The organism is Streptomyces sp. ISL-1 (assembly GCF_018614585.1).
Lineage (GTDB): Bacteria > Actinomycetota > Actinomycetes > Streptomycetales > Streptomycetaceae > Streptomyces > Streptomyces maoxianensis.
Genome location: NZ_JAGGOI010000003.1, coordinates 1 through 15605, shown reverse-complemented (window position 1 = coordinate 15605; position 15605 = coordinate 1). Strand labels below are relative to the sequence as shown.

The following is a 15605-nucleotide window of genomic DNA, read 5'->3' as shown; positions in this document are numbered from 1 at the left end:
GAACAGGTCGAGGCGTACGTGCTGTCGGCAGGCGGGAGTCCCGCCCTCGCAGCAGCCGGTCGCGACCGGGCGACAGGCCGCGTACCGGCGGGCCCAGCGGTGACGCCCTCATTTCCTTCGGGTGTGCGAGACGGCCCCGGGCCGGGGACGGGAGCCAAGATCAGGCCTGAACCAGCAGGAGGCGTGCAGCGGCCCACCGAACTCAGAGCCCGGTGACTTTGGCGCTCGCCGACAGCTCGTAGACCAGGGTGACCGTGCGGCGGCCGCCGGGCGGGAGGGTGACGTCCCAGCGGGCGATGCCCTCGGCGTCGACCACGTCGGGCGCCGGGGAGCATGAATCCTTGTGCAGGCGTATCTCCACCGCCGAGACCTCGGAGACCGGGATCCGCTCCCGAAGGGCGACCACCCGCTCGCCGTGCTCCCCGGAGGCGGAGAACCGGGACAGGTGCAGCCGGACCGTGCGGGTGACCACGGTCCGCTGGGTGATTCCGGCCAAGTCGCGGGACTCCTCGGCATGCCGGACCACCCTGTAGTCGTCGCAGCTGCCGAAGGCCAGCTCAACTGGGGCGGCGGGGGCAGTGAAGTCCAGCGTGCCGCGGCCGCTGAATCCGCTGCCGCGGACCAGGTCCACGGGCCCGGCGAGCAGCGCGTGGCCGGACAGGTTGTCGAACCGCACCACCTGGGTGACCAGGGGGGACAACTCCGGTGAGCAGGCGTACTCACTGCGCGCGGCCGTGGTGAACGCGGAGAGCGGCACCCGGTGGGCGCGGCCGTCACCGGGCACCGAGACCGGCGCGGGGGATCTCAACACCCGCGCCTCGCCGCCGTCGTCCACCCCCGGCAGGCCGAGCACCGGGGCCGGGCCGAGGGCCCCGACCTCCTCCTCGCGCAGCTCGACGTCGACCGTGCGGCGCTCCGCTGCGGAGCGGTCCTTGAGCGTCAGCCGGTCCTCGCCAAGCCGTGGCGGATCGGTGGCCAGCGCCGAGCGGGCCGTCGACAATGTCAGTCGTACGTCCGACCAGTCCTCACCGGTGCGCTGCCAGACCATCGCGTCGGTCTCCAGTGTCAGGCAGTCCCCGTCGAGCACGGCCCGGTAGGCGGGCCGCCACAGCGCACACGGGGTGAGGTGGCTCAGGCGCAGCCCGACCGGCCCGGCGACCGCGGCCTCCACGGTCAACTCGATATGGCCGACCAGCTCGGCGGGCTCCTCCTCGGAGAGGTGCATGGCCCGCTGGGCTTCCCCGAGTTCGGCAGCGAGGGCGGCCAGCCGGGCCTCCACGGTGCGCAGTTGCTCGCCGTGCGCGTCGCGCTCGTCATCCACCCGGTCCAGTTCGCGGGCCCAGCGGGGCCGTTCGGTCTCTCCGGAGCCGGCGCCTTCGCCGATCTCCCGCAGCAGATCGGCGGCGAGGCGGCCGAGCAGGTCAAGGCGGGCATGCAGCCGGTCGCGTCGCCGCCCCAGGGCCAGCCGCTCCTCTTCGAGGGTGTGTACGCGGCGGCGCAGGGCGGAGTCGTCGTCGGTGGACGGCAGCGGCCCGCGCGGCGTCCAGCTGCGGACGATCCGCACGTCGAGCACGGTCGCGGGGTGATCGGCGGTCAGCTCGGCATGGAGGCTCCGGTCGACGGCCAGCGCACTGACCGGCCCGAGACGCAACTGCTGGACCCCGGCCTCCAGGTCGAGCACGACGGCGCGCTCGATGTGGGCGCGATCCTCAAGGCACGTGACGGCGGTGACGGGGAGGGCGATCGGCTTCGGGGCCGTGGACATGGCGTGTGTCAGCTCCTGCGGTTGCCGCCGGCCAGGGCCTTGCCGGTCGGGATGCGGATCTCGTAGCCGCCGTCGAGGGCGGCGGTGGCGCCTGCGGGCAGGTCCAGCCGCCAGACGCGGGTGCCCGGCGCATGGCGATCGGGCCCCGTGCCTTCCTCGGGTGCCGTCCAGTCGGCCCGTTCCTCGATCCGGACGTCCGGTTCGGAGCTGACCGGCACCCGCTCGCGGACTTCGACGGTGACGGCCCTCGCGAGCCGGTTGGCCAGCTCCACGTGGACGCGGTGGTCGAGCACGGTGGTGTTGTTGCGCAGGCCCGAGGTCGACTCGTGCACGTTCGTACGGCGGGTGACCCGGATGTCCTCGGCCGGCCCGAGCCCCACCCGGCGGACACCGCCGGGGGCGAGCGTGGGCAGTGCGGCGGTCAGCAGGAAGTCGTCGTCGACGGTGACCTCCACCGGGCCGGCCAGCAGTGCCTGGTCGGTGGCGTTGGAGAGCACCAACGTCGCGTACACGGTCTGCTCCACGGACGGCACGCAGAGGTACTCGGTACGCAGGCCGACCGGGATCTCGCCGACGGTGACGGTGTGCCAGGTGCCGTCCGACGGAATGTCGGCTCGGGCGGTGGCATCGAAGCGGTGGTCGAAGGAACCCGCCGACTCGCGGGGCCGCACGGCCTGTCCGGGCAGCGGCAGCGCGGCTACGGCTTCGGCGCGGCGGCGGTACTCGGCCGCCACCGGGTCGAAGGGAGAATCGGGAAACAGCCGGCCTCTGCGACCGCCCTGCTCGTCGGGGCCGCACAGCACGAGGGCGGCGTAGTCGAGCTCGGCGCCGCTCGGCTGCGGCGGACCGGCTACCGGTGCCGGAGGGGGTGGCGGCGCAGCCCGGCCAGGAGCCGCGGGCGCCATGGCGGCGGGGGCACCCGCGAAGGGCCTGCCGCCGGCACCCGGCCTGCCGGCCGGCCGTGACCGGGCCGTTGGCTGCGCGAGGTCGGGTATCCCGCCGCCGAAGACTTCCGGGGGAGCGCCGTACGTGCCGCCGGGCACCGGGACCGCGGCCGGCGGACCGCCGTAGCCCTGCGGTGCCGGCGGTGGGGGAGGCGGCGGTGGCGGAACGGGACCTGGCGCGGAGCCGCCCGCGGTACCCACGGGCGCGGAGCCTGCCCCGACAGCCGCGGGTGCGGCGGTCGTCGCCGGGCCAGGGCCTGCCGCGTCGTACCCGGTGAACAGGTCGACAAGCCCGGCCGGGGGCTCGCGCCAGCCAGAAGGCGCGGGGGCGGGCTGACTGCGTCCGATCCGGATCGAGCGGAGCCTCGGCAGGTCGGTGCGGCGCCGAAGATCGGCGGTGGCCAGGGCGATGCGCACGCCGGTCCAGTCCTCGCCGGTCCGCTGCGCGACCGAGGCGCGCAGCACCAGACGGCCGCTGCCGTCGCCCTGACGGTGAGTGAGACGGTAGGCCGGCACCCAGACGGCGCCCGGCACCCCGTATTCCAGCTCCAGCTCCACCTCCGCGTCACCGGTGCCGATGAGGGTCAGGACCGCGCAGACCGTGGTCTCCACATGCGCTGACGGCGCGTCGGTGGAGGCGCGGGCGAGCCTGTCGGCGGCGGCGGTGAGCTCGTGCTCGACGTTGCGCAGTGCCTCCTCCAGCTCGACGAGGCGGTTGTGCAGTCCCGTCAGCCGCTCGTCGACGAAGTCGGCGAGCTCCAGCCACTCGTCGACCGGGGTGTGGCGGTGCGGGTCCTCGCGCCTGCGGGCAGGTGGGACCGGGTGGAGAGCCCTGACCTCCTCGATCAGGCTCAGTTGTCGGTCCCGGCGTCCCAGGGCCGCGGCGTAAGCGTCTCTCAGCCGCTCGACCTCGCGCCGCGACTCGTCGGGCGTGCCCGTGGCGAGCGGCTCTGCCTCGACTTCCACCCGGGCCTCGGTGACGCGCACCCCGGGGGCGCCCAGGACATGGGCTCGCAGCGAACCCGGGTCCAGCGAGCGGGGCAGTCCCGTCACCCGTACCCGGCCGTCGGGCGGCACGCTGCCCCGGGCCAGGCGGCGGCAGATCGCGCCCTGCGCGTACACCACGACCGAATCGAGGGTCGACCCCCATCTCCGTGTCGTCTCAGCCGTCATGTGCTACGCCCCCCGCCGCCGCGTCCATGCTGAGCGAAGCCTACGCCCGGCCGGTTCGCGCGTCCGCCTAAGCTGCCGTCCGGCACCGGCCTCGACCCAGGAGCGCACCTCATGTTCGACCCCGCCCACAAGCTCCCGTATCCCGACGCCCTGCGACCGGACGACGCACCCGCACCGCACGCACTGCTCGCGCCGGTGATCGGGCTGCTGGGTACCTGGGCCGGCCGGGGCCGGGGCGGATATCCGACGCTCGACGAGGAGTTCACGTACGCGCAGGAGGTCACCTTCAGCCACGACGGGCGGCCTTTTCTCCACTACGAGGCGCGCGCCTGGCTGCTCGGCGCGGACGGTACCCCGCTGCGTCCGTCGGCCCGGGAGAGCGGCTGGTGGCGGCTCCAACCCGATGGACGGGTCGAGGCGTTGATCACCCAGCCCACCGGCATCGCGGAGATTCTGGTCGGCAGCGCCGACGCCGGCACGGTCGACCTCATCACCCACGAGGTGGCTCTCACCCCCACGGCCAAGGAGGTGAACGCCACCCGCCGCCGCTACACCGTGACGGACGAGGACACGCTCGACTTCGTCCATGACCTCGCGGCGGTCGGTCAGCCCCTGCAGCACCACCTTTCGGCACGGCTTCGACGGAAGCCCTGATTAGGCGTCAGGCGTCAGGCGTGCGGTGCTCGCGGTTCGATCCGGAAGTCGAAGGCGAGCGTGCCGGGGTCGAGGGCGGTCACGCCGCCGTCGACGGTGAGGACGGCCCCGTTGACGAAGGAGGAGGCGGGCGAGAGCAGCCAGGCGACGGCCTCGGCGACCTCGCGCGGCTCAGCGGGACGCCCGGCGGGCAGGACACGGGTCACCTCCTCGTACGCCGCGTCGACACCGCCCGCACCCAGTCCCGCTTCGTCCGCGAACCGGCTCATCCGGCGCTCCGCCATGTCGGTGCGCACCCAGCTCGGGCACACGGTGTTGGCGCGCAGGCCCGCGGCCCCGTAGTCGACCGCGAGCGAGCGGCAGAGCTGGAGCAGCGCCGCCTTGGAGGTCGCGTAGGCGGCATTGCCCACGCCGTTCAGCAGGGCGGACACCGAGGCGACCGCGACCACTGCGCCCCGGGCGTCGAGCAGATGAGGGAGCGCGGCGCGCAGCAGATGGAACGGGCCGGTGAGGTTGGTGCGCATGACCGCGTCCCAGTCCTCCAGCGTCACCTCGCCCACACTTCCGCCGCGCCCGATACCGGCGTTGAGGACGAGCCCGTCGAGGCGGCCGCGCGCGGCGACGGCCGTGTCGACGAGTGCCCGTACCGCATCGGGGTCACCGATGTCGGACGGGACGGCCAGGGCTCCGGTCTCCTCCGCGACGAGCCGCAGCGGTTCGGGGCGGCGCCCCGAGATCACCACGTGGTGCCCCGCTTCGTGCAGCAGCCGGGCGGTCGCGGCGCCGATGCCCGTCCCGCCGCCGGTCACGAGGTACACGCGCTGGTCCGCCATGGTCGTCGAGCCTCCGTCGTCGTCTGTCGTCGTCGTGATCCTATTCACGGCTTCGGCTTCGCCGGCCGGTCGGCGTAGTCCTCGACCAGTTCGCCGATGAGCGCGAGCAGAGCATCGGTCCGGTGCCGGTCCTCGCGCTGGTTCCGCAGCTTGTGGTCGAGCGCCCGGAGACTGGCCAGGGCGGCCGGATCCCGGCGCCTCACCGCGTCCAACAGCGGTGTGGTGATGAGGTCCAGGCATTCGGTGAACAGGAGCCGAGTGGCCGGGGAGGGCGGGTTGGGGTCGGGGGTGGCGAATCCGGTGGTCAGGTACCGGGCCGGGTCGGTGAGGCTCCAGCCGACGACGGTGCCGTCCTGGACGAGGAGTGCCACGTCGGGGGCGATTCCGATGCGAGCTTCCAGCGGCTCGTCGAGGACGTCGAGGTCGCGCAGGCAGGTGAGCACAGTGTCTCCGGGGGCGCGGCAGAGCTCCGTGGTCACCTCCAGGCGGAAGTCCCGGGCCTCGTCCGCGCGGAGACCGCCCGGACGGACGGGGGGTGTGGCGGGAACGCGGGCAGAGTCCTCGGCGTCGGCGCCTTCACCGGCGATCTGAAACTCGGCGCCGACCAGTTCGAGGTTCCGCTGGTCGAACCGGAGCTCGTCAGGCGTGTCCCACAGCCAGGGCTGACTGCCGAAGGTGTCCAGAAGGAACCGCCCACGTTCCTCGACGTCTTGGTATGTCGCGATGCGCACACGGAAGTCCCGGAAATCGAAGCGCGGGGTGATGTGCAGCGGATCGGCCGTCGTCGTCGCGGTCCAGTTGTCGTCGATGGTGATTCTCATGGTGAACGCCGCCTCATCTGACCTGCTCCGCGGGAGCCATGTAGCCGTTCTTGGCCGGAATCCTGCCCTCCACCACGTCTGCGTGCGTAATCGGCTTACCGGGATCGGTGGGCAAGCCGCCCAGCGCCTCGGCCCCGGAAGGACCCTTGATGCCGGACGAACCGTATGCCGTGATGACGTTGCCTGCCCCCTGACGGTCAGCCCGGACCACCACGATGTCCTCACCCTGACGGAAAATCAGGTTTCCGCTGCCCGCCGTCGAGTGGTACACCGCGTCCGGCTTCTTGAGGATCTCTATGACCATGTCCTCAGTGAAGCCATGGTCGTGCGCGTGGTAGTTGCCGGCCTTCTTCATCTTGCCGTCCTGCGCCCTCTGGATGACGTCATCCAGGGCCTTGTGGGCGTCCTCCCGTGCCTTCTGTGCCTTCTCCTCCTTCGTGTACTTGGGCATGAGGCCCAGCGGGTCGCACCCGGTGTACGGGTTGTCCACGTACGCGAGGGGGTTGGGGGCGGGAGCGAGGCCGAGGGGGTCCGGGGAGGTGTAGCGGCCGCTCTCCGGGTCGTAGTGGCGGAAGTAGTTGTAGTGGAGGCCGGTCTCGGGGTCGAAGTACTGGCCGGGGAAGCGGAGCGGGGTGTACGTGCTGCTGTCGCGGGCCCAGGCGGTGGTGCCCCACAGGGTGGCCCGGGAGCGCCACGAGATGTCGCCGGACTCGTCGATCAGTTCGGTGGGAGTGCCGATGAGGTCGGTGGCGATGGCGAAGAAGCGTCGGTCGATCTCCTCCTGGCGTTCGTCGGGCGTGAGGATGCGCTCGGTCTGGGCCAAGGGGACGTCGGCACGGTGGTCCCAGGTGAGGGCGACCGTGTGCGGGAGGTCCGGTTGGTGGCTGGTCTGTTCGCACAGGGTCAGGCTGTCCCAGGTGAACCTGACCTCCTCGACCACGCGCTCGCCGTCGGCCGCCAGGCGCTGCTTCGCGACACGGCGGCCGAGCGGGTCGTAGCGGTACCTCCAGCGGGTCCCCTCGGGGGTTGTGACGGAGGTGAGGCGGTTCTCCGTGTCCCACGCGTAGCGCCAGGTGTCCGGCTTGCGGGAGAGACGGGTCTTCTGGCGCAGGGTGACCCGACCGAGGGCGTCGTACTCGAAACGGACCCCTCCGGCGCGGGTGAGGGTGGTTCCGGTGTAGGAGCGTGGTCCGGTGGCCTCGCTGCCGGGGTGGCCGGACGGCCAGGACGCCGAGGTCTGGTTGCCGACGTCGTCGTAGGCGTACCGCTCCGTCCAGCCCTGGGCGTGGACGGCGGTGACCCGGCCCGCCCGGTCGAGATCGAAGGTGCGGGTGCCCGACAGCCGGTCCGCGACGGAGGTCAGGTGACCGTCCGCGCGGTAGGAGTAGGCGCGGCTGTTGACGGCGCGTCCTCCGGTGGTGATGTGCTGCTCGGAGAGCCGTCCGGCCTCGTCCCAGGCGGAGGTCATCGTGATCGCGTCGCCGAAGACACGGGCCAGTTCGCGTCCGGCGGCGTCGTGGGTGAAGTCGACGCGGTGGCCGCCGGTGGTGAGGCGGTGGGCCTGTCCGTCGGCGCCGTAGGCGTAGGAGGTGACGTGACCCGTGGGCGTGGTGCGGCGCGTACGGCGGCCCAGGACGTCGTACGCGTACATGATGGGGCGGCCGTCGACCAGTTCGGTCTTGGTGAGCCCGCGGCGGTCGTACTGGTACCGCAGTCCGCTGGCCGGCCCGGCCGCCTCCAGCAGGCGTCCCGCCCTGTCGTAGGCGTAGGTCGTCACCTGGCCGTCGACGTCCTTGCGGGTCACCTGGCCGAGCTGGTCACGGATGAACGAGATGGTTCCGCCGAGCGCGTCGGTGCGGGCGGCGAGCCGGCCCGCGGCGTCCACACGGTAGGTCAGGGTGCGGCCGTCGAAGTCGGTCTCGGAGACGATGTTGCCCGCGGCGTCGTACTCGTAACTCCAGGTCATCCCCTGCGGGTTGACCACGCGGGTGAGGCGCAGCTCGGCGTCGTGCTCGAACTCGTGGCGCGCGCCGTCCGGTCCGGTGCGGGCGACCGGCAGGTCGCAGTGGGTGTACTCGAAGCGGGAGACGCCACCCGACGCGTCGGTGCGGGCGAGGAGGTTGCCCTCGCCGTCGTAGGTCCATGACTCCACCGCACCATCGGGGCCCGTGCGGCGTGCGAGCTGACCGTCCGCGTCCCACTCCAGGTGCGTGACCCCGCCCACCGGGTCGGTGACGCGGACCGGGCGGCCGAGGGCGTCGCGCTCCGTGCGGGTGATGGCACCGGCCGGGTCGGTCACCTCCACGGGCAGCCCCACCGCGTCGCACACCACGCGGGTCGTGGCCCCGAGGGCGTCGGTGACCGAGGTGAGCCGGCCGCCGTGGTCGTAGGTGTAGCGGGTGGTGGTGCCTGCCTGGTCGGTGACCGCCGTGCGGTTGCCGCGTTCGTCGAACTCATGGACCATGCGGGCGCCGTCCGGCCCGAAGACCTCCACCGGCAGGCCGAACAGGCCACGCACGGTGTGCAGTTCGCTTCCGTCGGGGCGGACGGCGGATATCAGCCGGTCGTGCTCGTCGTACGAGAAGGAGGTTGTGAGGCCCAGCGGGTCGGTGCGGGACAGGGTGTTGCCGCGCGGGTCGTGGGTGAACCGGGTGGTGTGGCCGAGCGGGTCGGTGATGGCCAGGAGACGGCAGCCGGGGCCGAACGTGTGCCGGGTCGCGTGCCCCTCGGCGGTGGTGATCGTGGTGGTGTGGTGGCCCGTCCCGGGGTCGGGTTCGGTGTACGCCAGGGTGATCTGGATGTGGCCGGCCTCGCCGCCCTCCGCCACGACGCGGTCGCGGTCGTCGTAGACGTAGTCGTAGCGGCTTGCGTTGGAGTCGATCCAGGCGATGACGCGGCGGCGGTCGTCGTAGACGAAGGCGGTGGTGGCGCCGGACGGCTTGGTGACGGCGGTGAGGTCGCCGTCCTGGTAGCCGTAACTCATCAGAGGCAGGTCCGCGCCGCCCTCGCCCGCGCCTGCCAGGGACAGGGCGGTGACCAGGCCGTCGGCGACGGACAGCTTCACCTGGTGGCCCGCCGAGTGGACCAGGGCGAGCGGCAGGCCGTCCTCGGTGCGGTCGACGGCGAGGGAGTGGCCGTTGCGTTCGGTGATCCCGGACAGCCAGGCGTCGCCGTCGCCGCCCGGCTCGCTGCCGGACGGGGCGGTGAAGTGGAAGGTCAGGCCGCTGTCGGGGTCGATGACCGTGTAGTCGCCGTCGGCGTCGCGTGCCAGCAGGGTGCGGGCCCTGCCCGTCTCCGGCCGGGTGGGCGCGCCGGGGACCGGGTGCGGGTACGGGACCAGGAGCCCTTCGGCGGTGACGTGGACGACGCCGACGGCGTCGATCTCCAGGCGTTCGTCGACGGTGGACGTCCAGGCGGGACCCAGGAAGCGGCCCACCGCGCAACCGGACTCGGTGCGGCGTGTGAAGACCAGCGGCAGGATGCCGGGCAGTTCGACATCGGTCTGGGGCAGGAACATCCGGCCGGTGGCGAGGTCCACCGGGTCGCCGCCGGCGTCGCGGTCGCCGTCCGGGATGCGGTGGGTACCGTCGGGGGAGTCGTCGACCAGCTTGCGCGCCTTCGCCGCGTCCGCCATGTCCGCGGCGATCCGCACACCCTTCACCGCGGCGCCGCCTCCGCCGGTGGCCACAGTCAGCGCCGCGTCGGGTAGCAGACGGCCGAAGCCCTCGTACGGGTCCTTCATGAAGTCGCTGACCATCTGACGCCCGGTGCCGATCGGGTCGTTGGCCGCGACCACAAGACCCGCCGCGAGGCTGTTCAGTGAGGTGGCGTACTCGGCCGGGTGCGTGATGTTGTACGGGTCCAGGGGGTTGATCCCGCGGACGAAGTTCAACAGGCCCGCGGTGCCCTTGATGACGCCGCCGCCGACGTGGTCTCCCATGATCTGCAGTTCCTGGAGCCCCTGGCCCAACTGCTGGGCGTACGAGGGCTTCTCCGGAGCCTTGTCACGCGCGGCGCGGACCGCGGTGCGCGCGGTCTCCGCGGCCGTGTTCCGCTGCTTGCGGGCCTCGGCGAGGATGTCCTGCGCCTCCTGCAGCAGCTTCTTGCCGGGGTCCTCGAACGTCGCGGCGGGGCGGGGCGGCAGCGTCGACGGGTCGCGCTTGTCGGCGGGCTGGGCGTTGTACCGGTCGACCGCGCCGTTGAAGTCGTCGACCTTCTTGCGGTGCGCGCCGGCGGCGTCCGCGGAGGCCTTGGTGCCCTCCTTCCACTTCTCGATCGCCGTCTGAGCCTGTCCCTGCGCCCAGGTGACCGTGCCGGCGAACGCCCACAGCGCGCCGGCCGCCTTCTCGCAGGCGTCGGCTCCTGTGAACCACTTGGGCGGCTGGGTGCGCACGGCGGCCCGCAGCGCCTCGGCCGCCTCGCCCTTGAGCTGGGAGGAGTCAAGGCCCTTGAGGCCCTCGGCGGAGCTGTCGAAGGCCGTCTGGAAGGCACGGAGTTTCTTGGCGGTGGAGGTGATCTTGTCCGGGCTGCCGTATATCAGCTTGGCCTTGTCCTCGGTCTGTCCGAGGTCCATCTCGTCGACCTCGGCGCCCATCCGATTGGCGACCGAACGGGACTGCTCGCGCACCCAGTCCGCACCGGACTCCCAGCCGACGTCGTCCAGCCGGTCGGCGGTCCAGTTCCCGGCGTCCTCGACCCGGTTGCCGGCCCACTCGACGCCGTCCTCGACCGCGTCCTCGACCGAGTCGGGCGTGATGTCACTGATGAAGTCGCCGATACCCATGGTCAGTTCCCCCCGGACTCACCCTGCTGCTGCGCCTGCTGGGCGCGCTCCTCCGGCGACGGGCCGAAGGTGTCGTCCAGCGCCTGGTTCCACTGCTCGTCGGAGATGCCGAGCGCGTCGTTGAGAATCTCCGACTGCCGGCCGCCCTGGCCCTCGGTGAGGACAGTGCGGCCGGTGTCCTTCCACGTCTGCCCCATCTCCTGACCGGCCCGGTCCCACGACTCGGCGCTCCAGTCCGGGTTCAGGTAGTCCGGTGTGAACACATCGCCCCAGTTCTGCTGGGTGATCTCCTCCTCGGTGGCGTGCGGGTTGCCGCCCATCACGGAGTTGACGCCCACCTTCAGTGCGCCCTCGACGTACTGGTCGTGCTCCCACTGGGTGCCCGCCGCCAGGCCGAGGCGGTTCGCGATCGCGCCGGCGTCGCTCACCAGGGCGCGCACACCCCACTCCCAGCGCTCGCAGAAGTCCTCGAAGTCGACCGAGAGGCCGTGGTGTCCAGCCTCCATCCCGGTCATCGACAGCTCCGAGAAGCCCTTGCCCATCACCGAACCGGTGGCGCCGCCGAGTTCACCGAGCTGGTCGATGGCCGCGCCCACGCCCTGCGTGAACTTCGCGACGGACGCCTTGTCGAAGTTCAGATCCGCCCCGTCACCGCCCATGGCCGCGCCCTTCCTCTGCCTCACCTGAGTCGACGGCGACGCCGTCCGGAACGATGCCGACGACCGGTGGGAAGAACATCGACCCGTCCTCGGTGGCGATGTCGACGGCGAGGCCTGCGGGCTCGTCCAGGGACGGCACGACCTCGTCGACGATGCGCGCGCCCAGCAACGCCGCGTAGTCCATGGGCTGATCACCGGATGCGTGAAGCAGGGCGAACCGGGTCAGTGCGGCCTCGTCGGTGAACCCGCAGATCCACCGCACCCCGCCCGACCGCGCCGACCAGAGACCTCCGCCAGCTGTCGGCACCAGAAGGACCGAGCGCCGCATCTCACCGACCAGCCCGCGAGGGTCACCGACTCCCCTTCTCTGCTCGGCAATTCGCTCGGCGAGCGCTGTCCTTGCCTGCTCCACGGTCCCTCCCTCGTCGTAGGTGTCTGATCGCACCGTGGATCAGGACGCGCGACATGGCAGGGTCGGTTCTCGTGAAGGTCCGCTCGGGGCCGACTGGTCTCAGGGCACGGGAGTCGCCGGCCGTGCCCGGTCCTCGCGGGCGGGACGCGCTGGTGGCCCCGGGTGCCTTACCACCCATGCGATGACGATCAGTGTTGCCTTCACGGAGGTCGGCGACACCAACAAGGACAACCCCGACCGTCAGGTCCGGCTCAGTTTCCCCGGCTGAGGGGCATACGGCTCGGCGCTCAGCGCAGAGGCAGCACCAGTTCGGACGGGTCGTCCTCCGGCGAGCCGAACGACACCTCGCTGCCCAGCGGTGAGCGACCGCCGTACAGCGGGTCCTTGGTATCCAGGACCAGAGCCAGTCGGTGCCCTGCGGGCACGTCATAGGCGGTGGCGAAGAGCGAGATGTCGAGGGGGAAGGCCTGCCCGGGCGTCCTGCCGGTCCAGCTCTGCGGGGCGTGGGAGATCAGCTTTCCCACGCCGAGGGAGTTCACGTCGTAGAGGTAGGCGATCACCGTGCCCTCCGGCATGGAGGCGGTTACGGTCGTATGCAGCCCGGCCGCTCCGCGGATGTGCTGCGTGGTTGAGTACGGCGCCGACTGCCAAACAGCTCCGGCCCAGCGGGGCAACAACGGGACCACGACGATGGGCGGCAGCTTGGCGACCTGGTCGAGCAGCCCGGACAGTTCGGTGATGCCGCCGTCGGCGCCGGAGTTGGTACCGCCGACGACCGTGGTCCGCCACCCTGTTCCAGCCGCGCCGCTGCTCCCGGGGCCGGCGCCGCTGAGCTCACCTGTGCCGAAGAAGTCCGCTCTGCCGAGCCGGAGTCGGTCCGTGCGAGAACTGACGGCCTGCCAGGTCGGATAAGTCTCGTGTGCCCTGCTGGGCCGCACCTCCAGTTCCACCGGCGGCCGGGGTGTGCCGCCGCTGCCCTTGAGGTGCTCGTCGAACCACCTGAGCGCGCTCGCCCAGGTGGCGTTGTCCAGCCCCAGCAGGCCGGTGACCTCCTGCGTGGCATGGTCGCCGGGACGCATCTCGATCCGCTTGGGGCCGGTGAGCTTCCGGTAGAAGGCAGTGATCTGGCTGGGGTTGAAGATGCTGTCCCCCCACGCGCTGGCGATGAAGACGGCCGTGCCATTGGCATTGATGCGGTCCACGTAGGTCTCGGGGGACCTGGTCCGCGCCCATCTGATGACGTCAGGGGTGTCGCGGTCGGCGAAGAGGCGGGCCAGCATCCGCCGGAACTCGGCGCTTTCGCGACCGGTGGGCGCCTGTACGGCGGTGAGTGCGGCGGCGGCCTGGAGGTGCCGGGTCTCGCCGCTGTACAGCGAGTCGACCAGGTCCCCCCACCCGCTCATCGCGGCCACCGCCTTGATCCGCGGGTCGGCGGCGGCCCCCATCAGAGTCAGGCCGCCACCCAGGGAGAGGCCGGTCATCCCGATCCGCTGCGGATCGGCCGGAGTCCGGGCGAGGACCCAATCGATGACCGACGAGATGTCCGCCACGTCCTTGGGCCCCGCGACGTCGACCTCGCCCCCGGAGAGCCAGAAGCCACGGACGGTGTAGGTGAGCACGATGTAGCCGCCCGCGGCGAGTTTCTTGCCCTGGAGGACGTACTCGAGGTCGTTCTGTCCCCAGCTGGCCGGCTGCACGATCACGGGGTAGCGGCCATGTGCATCGGCGCCCGGTGTGCCGGGGGCGGGGGTGAACACATTCGCCTTGAGGACGACACCGTCCGTCATTGGGATGTCGGCGAGGCGGAAGGAGGATTCCGCTGTGGCCTGGGCTGCCGCGTGCTCCGCCCCCCGGGCTGCTGAGGCGGGTGCCGCGGGTGCCGCGGGTGCCGCGGGTGCCGCGGCGACCGTTCCGACGAGGGCGAGTGCCGCGGCGACGGCGGCGGTACTCGTTCGGACCCTGGCGCGGTGTTCGCCGTGGCGTTGCGTTCGTTTCACTGGAGCTCCATCTGGCTCGGACCGTCGTGCCACGAAGGCACCGCCCACCGGCGCGGTGATCGGAGCGTAGAGGTGCAGAACCAGCCGCAGTGAGACGATGATCAGCCAAATTACCCGCGAGTAGGGGCCGGGAGGCCGGATGCCTGCGCGTGTCCAAGTCGCCGATCGCGCGATCCCGTGCCTCGGACGCTCTTTCGGCCGCCGCAGCGTCGGTGGCGGTCATCGGCCGGACGGTGCTGAGCAGTCCGGACGGCGAATATCTGTTGCCTCAGGTTCATAATGTGCGATGCCCGCGCCGTGCTACTCTTGATCCAGTTGCAGTTGTGGTTCCCGTAGACTTCAAGTGCCTTTGACGGTTTTATTCCGTCGGGCACTTTTGTATTTCCGGTACTGTTTTCCGGACGGGGCGATCATCGCGGCGACGCCGGGGTTCGCGCAGTGCGGACCCCCGTGCCCCGAAGGAGATTTGACATGGCTACTGGCACCGTGAAGTGGTTCAACGCGGAAAAGGGTTTCGGTTTCATCGAGCAGGATGGTGGCGGCCCCGACGTCTTCGCCCACTACTCGAACATCGCCACCCAGGGCTTCCGTGAGCTCCAGGAAGGCCAGAAGGTGACCTTCGACGTCACCCAGGGCCAGAAGGGCCCGCAGGCCGAGAACATCGTTCCCGCCTGACGCTGACCCGTACAACGCAGCTGGGGCCCGCACCTTGCGTGCGGGCCCCAGCTCGTTGCTGTGTGCGGGGTTCGCCCGACACGCCGTGACGGCAGGCGCTGTCGTCCCGCCGTACGGCGGGACGAACCCCATTGGCTCCGGCCGGACGCAGGTCCGCCCGCCACCTCTATTCCGGCCCCCAGCCGCCCATTCCGATGGATTCCTGGAATTCTGACGCCAGGCGCCACTGTTTTCTGCGCCGGTGCGGCCGGCTTCGTCCCAGTTCTTATCCGGCTCGTTCTTGCAATTCTTTCGGCCATTTCGCCGAGAATTCCTCGATACGTGCCATATCGAGGAAGGTTCTGCATGAACCGCTCTGCTCGCACGAACGACCGCTACTCCAACCCCCGCAAGGGGGGCTCCGCCGGTTCCGACCGCGGCGCCCGCTTCCGCCCGCAGGGGCAGGGCCAAGGCCGCCCCGGCAACCGTTCCGGCGGCTACGGACGCCGTCCCTCCGCGCCGCAGGGCGAATTCGCCCTGCCCGTCACCATCACCCCGGCCCTCCCCGCCGCCGTGACCTTCGGCGAACTGGACATGCCGGTCGAACTGCTGAAGATACTCACCGAGCTCGGCATGAACGAGCCGTTCCCGATCCAGGCGGCGACGCTGCCGAACTCGTTGGCGGGCCGGGACGTGCTGGGCCGCGGCCGTACGGGGTCGGGCAAGACCCTCGCTTTCGGTCTGGCGCTGCTGGCGCGTACCGCGGGCCGGCGGGCGGAGCCGCGTCAGCCGCTGGCTCTGGTCCTGGTTCCCACGCGGGAGCTTGCGCAGCAGGTCACCGACGCGCTGACTCCGTATGCCCGGTCGCTGAAGCTGCGGATGACCACCGTGGTGGGCGGGATGTCGATCG

General features: G+C 71.5%; 11 protein-coding genes. 3 read left to right on the top strand and 8 right to left on the bottom strand.

What is annotated here, in order from left to right; translation table 11 throughout:
* Positions 1-202: 202 nt before the first annotated feature.
* The gene (locus tag J7E87_RS01165) at positions 203-1765 is read right to left on the bottom strand and encodes a mucoidy inhibitor MuiA family protein (RefSeq protein WP_215089029.1); all 1563 of its coding nucleotides are present in this window, start codon (positions 1763-1765) and stop codon (positions 203-205) included.
* An 8-nt stretch (positions 1766-1773) separates the two neighbouring features.
* Positions 1774-3882, bottom strand: coding sequence for a DUF4139 domain-containing protein (locus J7E87_RS01160; RefSeq protein ID WP_215089028.1), 2109 nt, complete (start codon positions 3880-3882; stop codon positions 1774-1776).
* A gap of 111 nt (positions 3883-3993) precedes the next feature.
* On the opposite strand from J7E87_RS01160, the gene J7E87_RS01155 reads away from it, so the two are divergent.
* The gene (locus tag J7E87_RS01155) at positions 3994-4536 is read left to right on the top strand and encodes an FABP family protein (protein ID WP_215089027.1); all 543 of its coding nucleotides are present in this window, start codon (positions 3994-3996) and stop codon (positions 4534-4536) included.
* A 14-nt stretch (positions 4537-4550) separates the two neighbouring features.
* Here J7E87_RS01155 and J7E87_RS01150 read toward each other — a convergent pair whose 3' ends face one another.
* From J7E87_RS01150 to J7E87_RS01125, 6 genes are all read right to left on the bottom strand, one after another.
* Positions 4551-5369, bottom strand: a complete 819-nt coding sequence (locus J7E87_RS01150; protein WP_215089026.1) for an SDR family NAD(P)-dependent oxidoreductase — start codon at positions 5367-5369, stop codon at positions 4551-4553.
* 44 nt (positions 5370-5413) lie between these two features.
* Positions 5414-6190, bottom strand: a complete 777-nt coding sequence (locus J7E87_RS01145; RefSeq protein ID WP_215089025.1) for a hypothetical protein — start codon at positions 6188-6190, stop codon at positions 5414-5416.
* A 13-nt stretch (positions 6191-6203) separates the two neighbouring features.
* A complete protein-coding gene (locus J7E87_RS01140; RefSeq protein WP_215089024.1) occupies positions 6204-10973 on the bottom strand; it encodes a putative T7SS-secreted protein in 4770 nt (1589 codons plus the stop codon).
* A gap of 2 nt (positions 10974-10975) precedes the next feature.
* Positions 10976-11632: a hypothetical protein gene (locus tag J7E87_RS01135; RefSeq protein WP_215089023.1), complete on the bottom strand. Its 657-nt coding sequence runs from the start codon at positions 11630-11632 to the stop codon at positions 10976-10978.
* Positions 11622-12044: a hypothetical protein gene (locus J7E87_RS01130; protein WP_215089022.1), complete on the bottom strand. Its 423-nt coding sequence runs from the start codon at positions 12042-12044 to the stop codon at positions 11622-11624. Before J7E87_RS01130 ends, J7E87_RS01135 begins: the two co-directional genes overlap by 11 nt.
* A gap of 287 nt (positions 12045-12331) precedes the next feature.
* The gene (locus J7E87_RS01125; protein ID WP_215089021.1) at positions 12332-14041 is read right to left on the bottom strand and encodes a CocE/NonD family hydrolase; all 1710 of its coding nucleotides are present in this window, start codon (positions 14039-14041) and stop codon (positions 12332-12334) included.
* Between the two features lie 471 nt (positions 14042-14512).
* On the opposite strand from J7E87_RS01125, the gene J7E87_RS01120 reads away from it, so the two are divergent.
* Positions 14513-14716 carry a cold-shock protein gene (locus J7E87_RS01120; RefSeq protein WP_095578638.1) on the top strand — a complete coding sequence of 68 codons (204 nt, stop codon included), beginning with the start codon at positions 14513-14515 and terminating at the stop codon, positions 14714-14716.
* Between the two features lie 345 nt (positions 14717-15061).
* Positions 15062-15605: DEAD/DEAH box helicase (locus J7E87_RS01115; RefSeq protein ID WP_215089020.1), on the top strand; the 544-nt coding region annotated here is incomplete at its 3' end.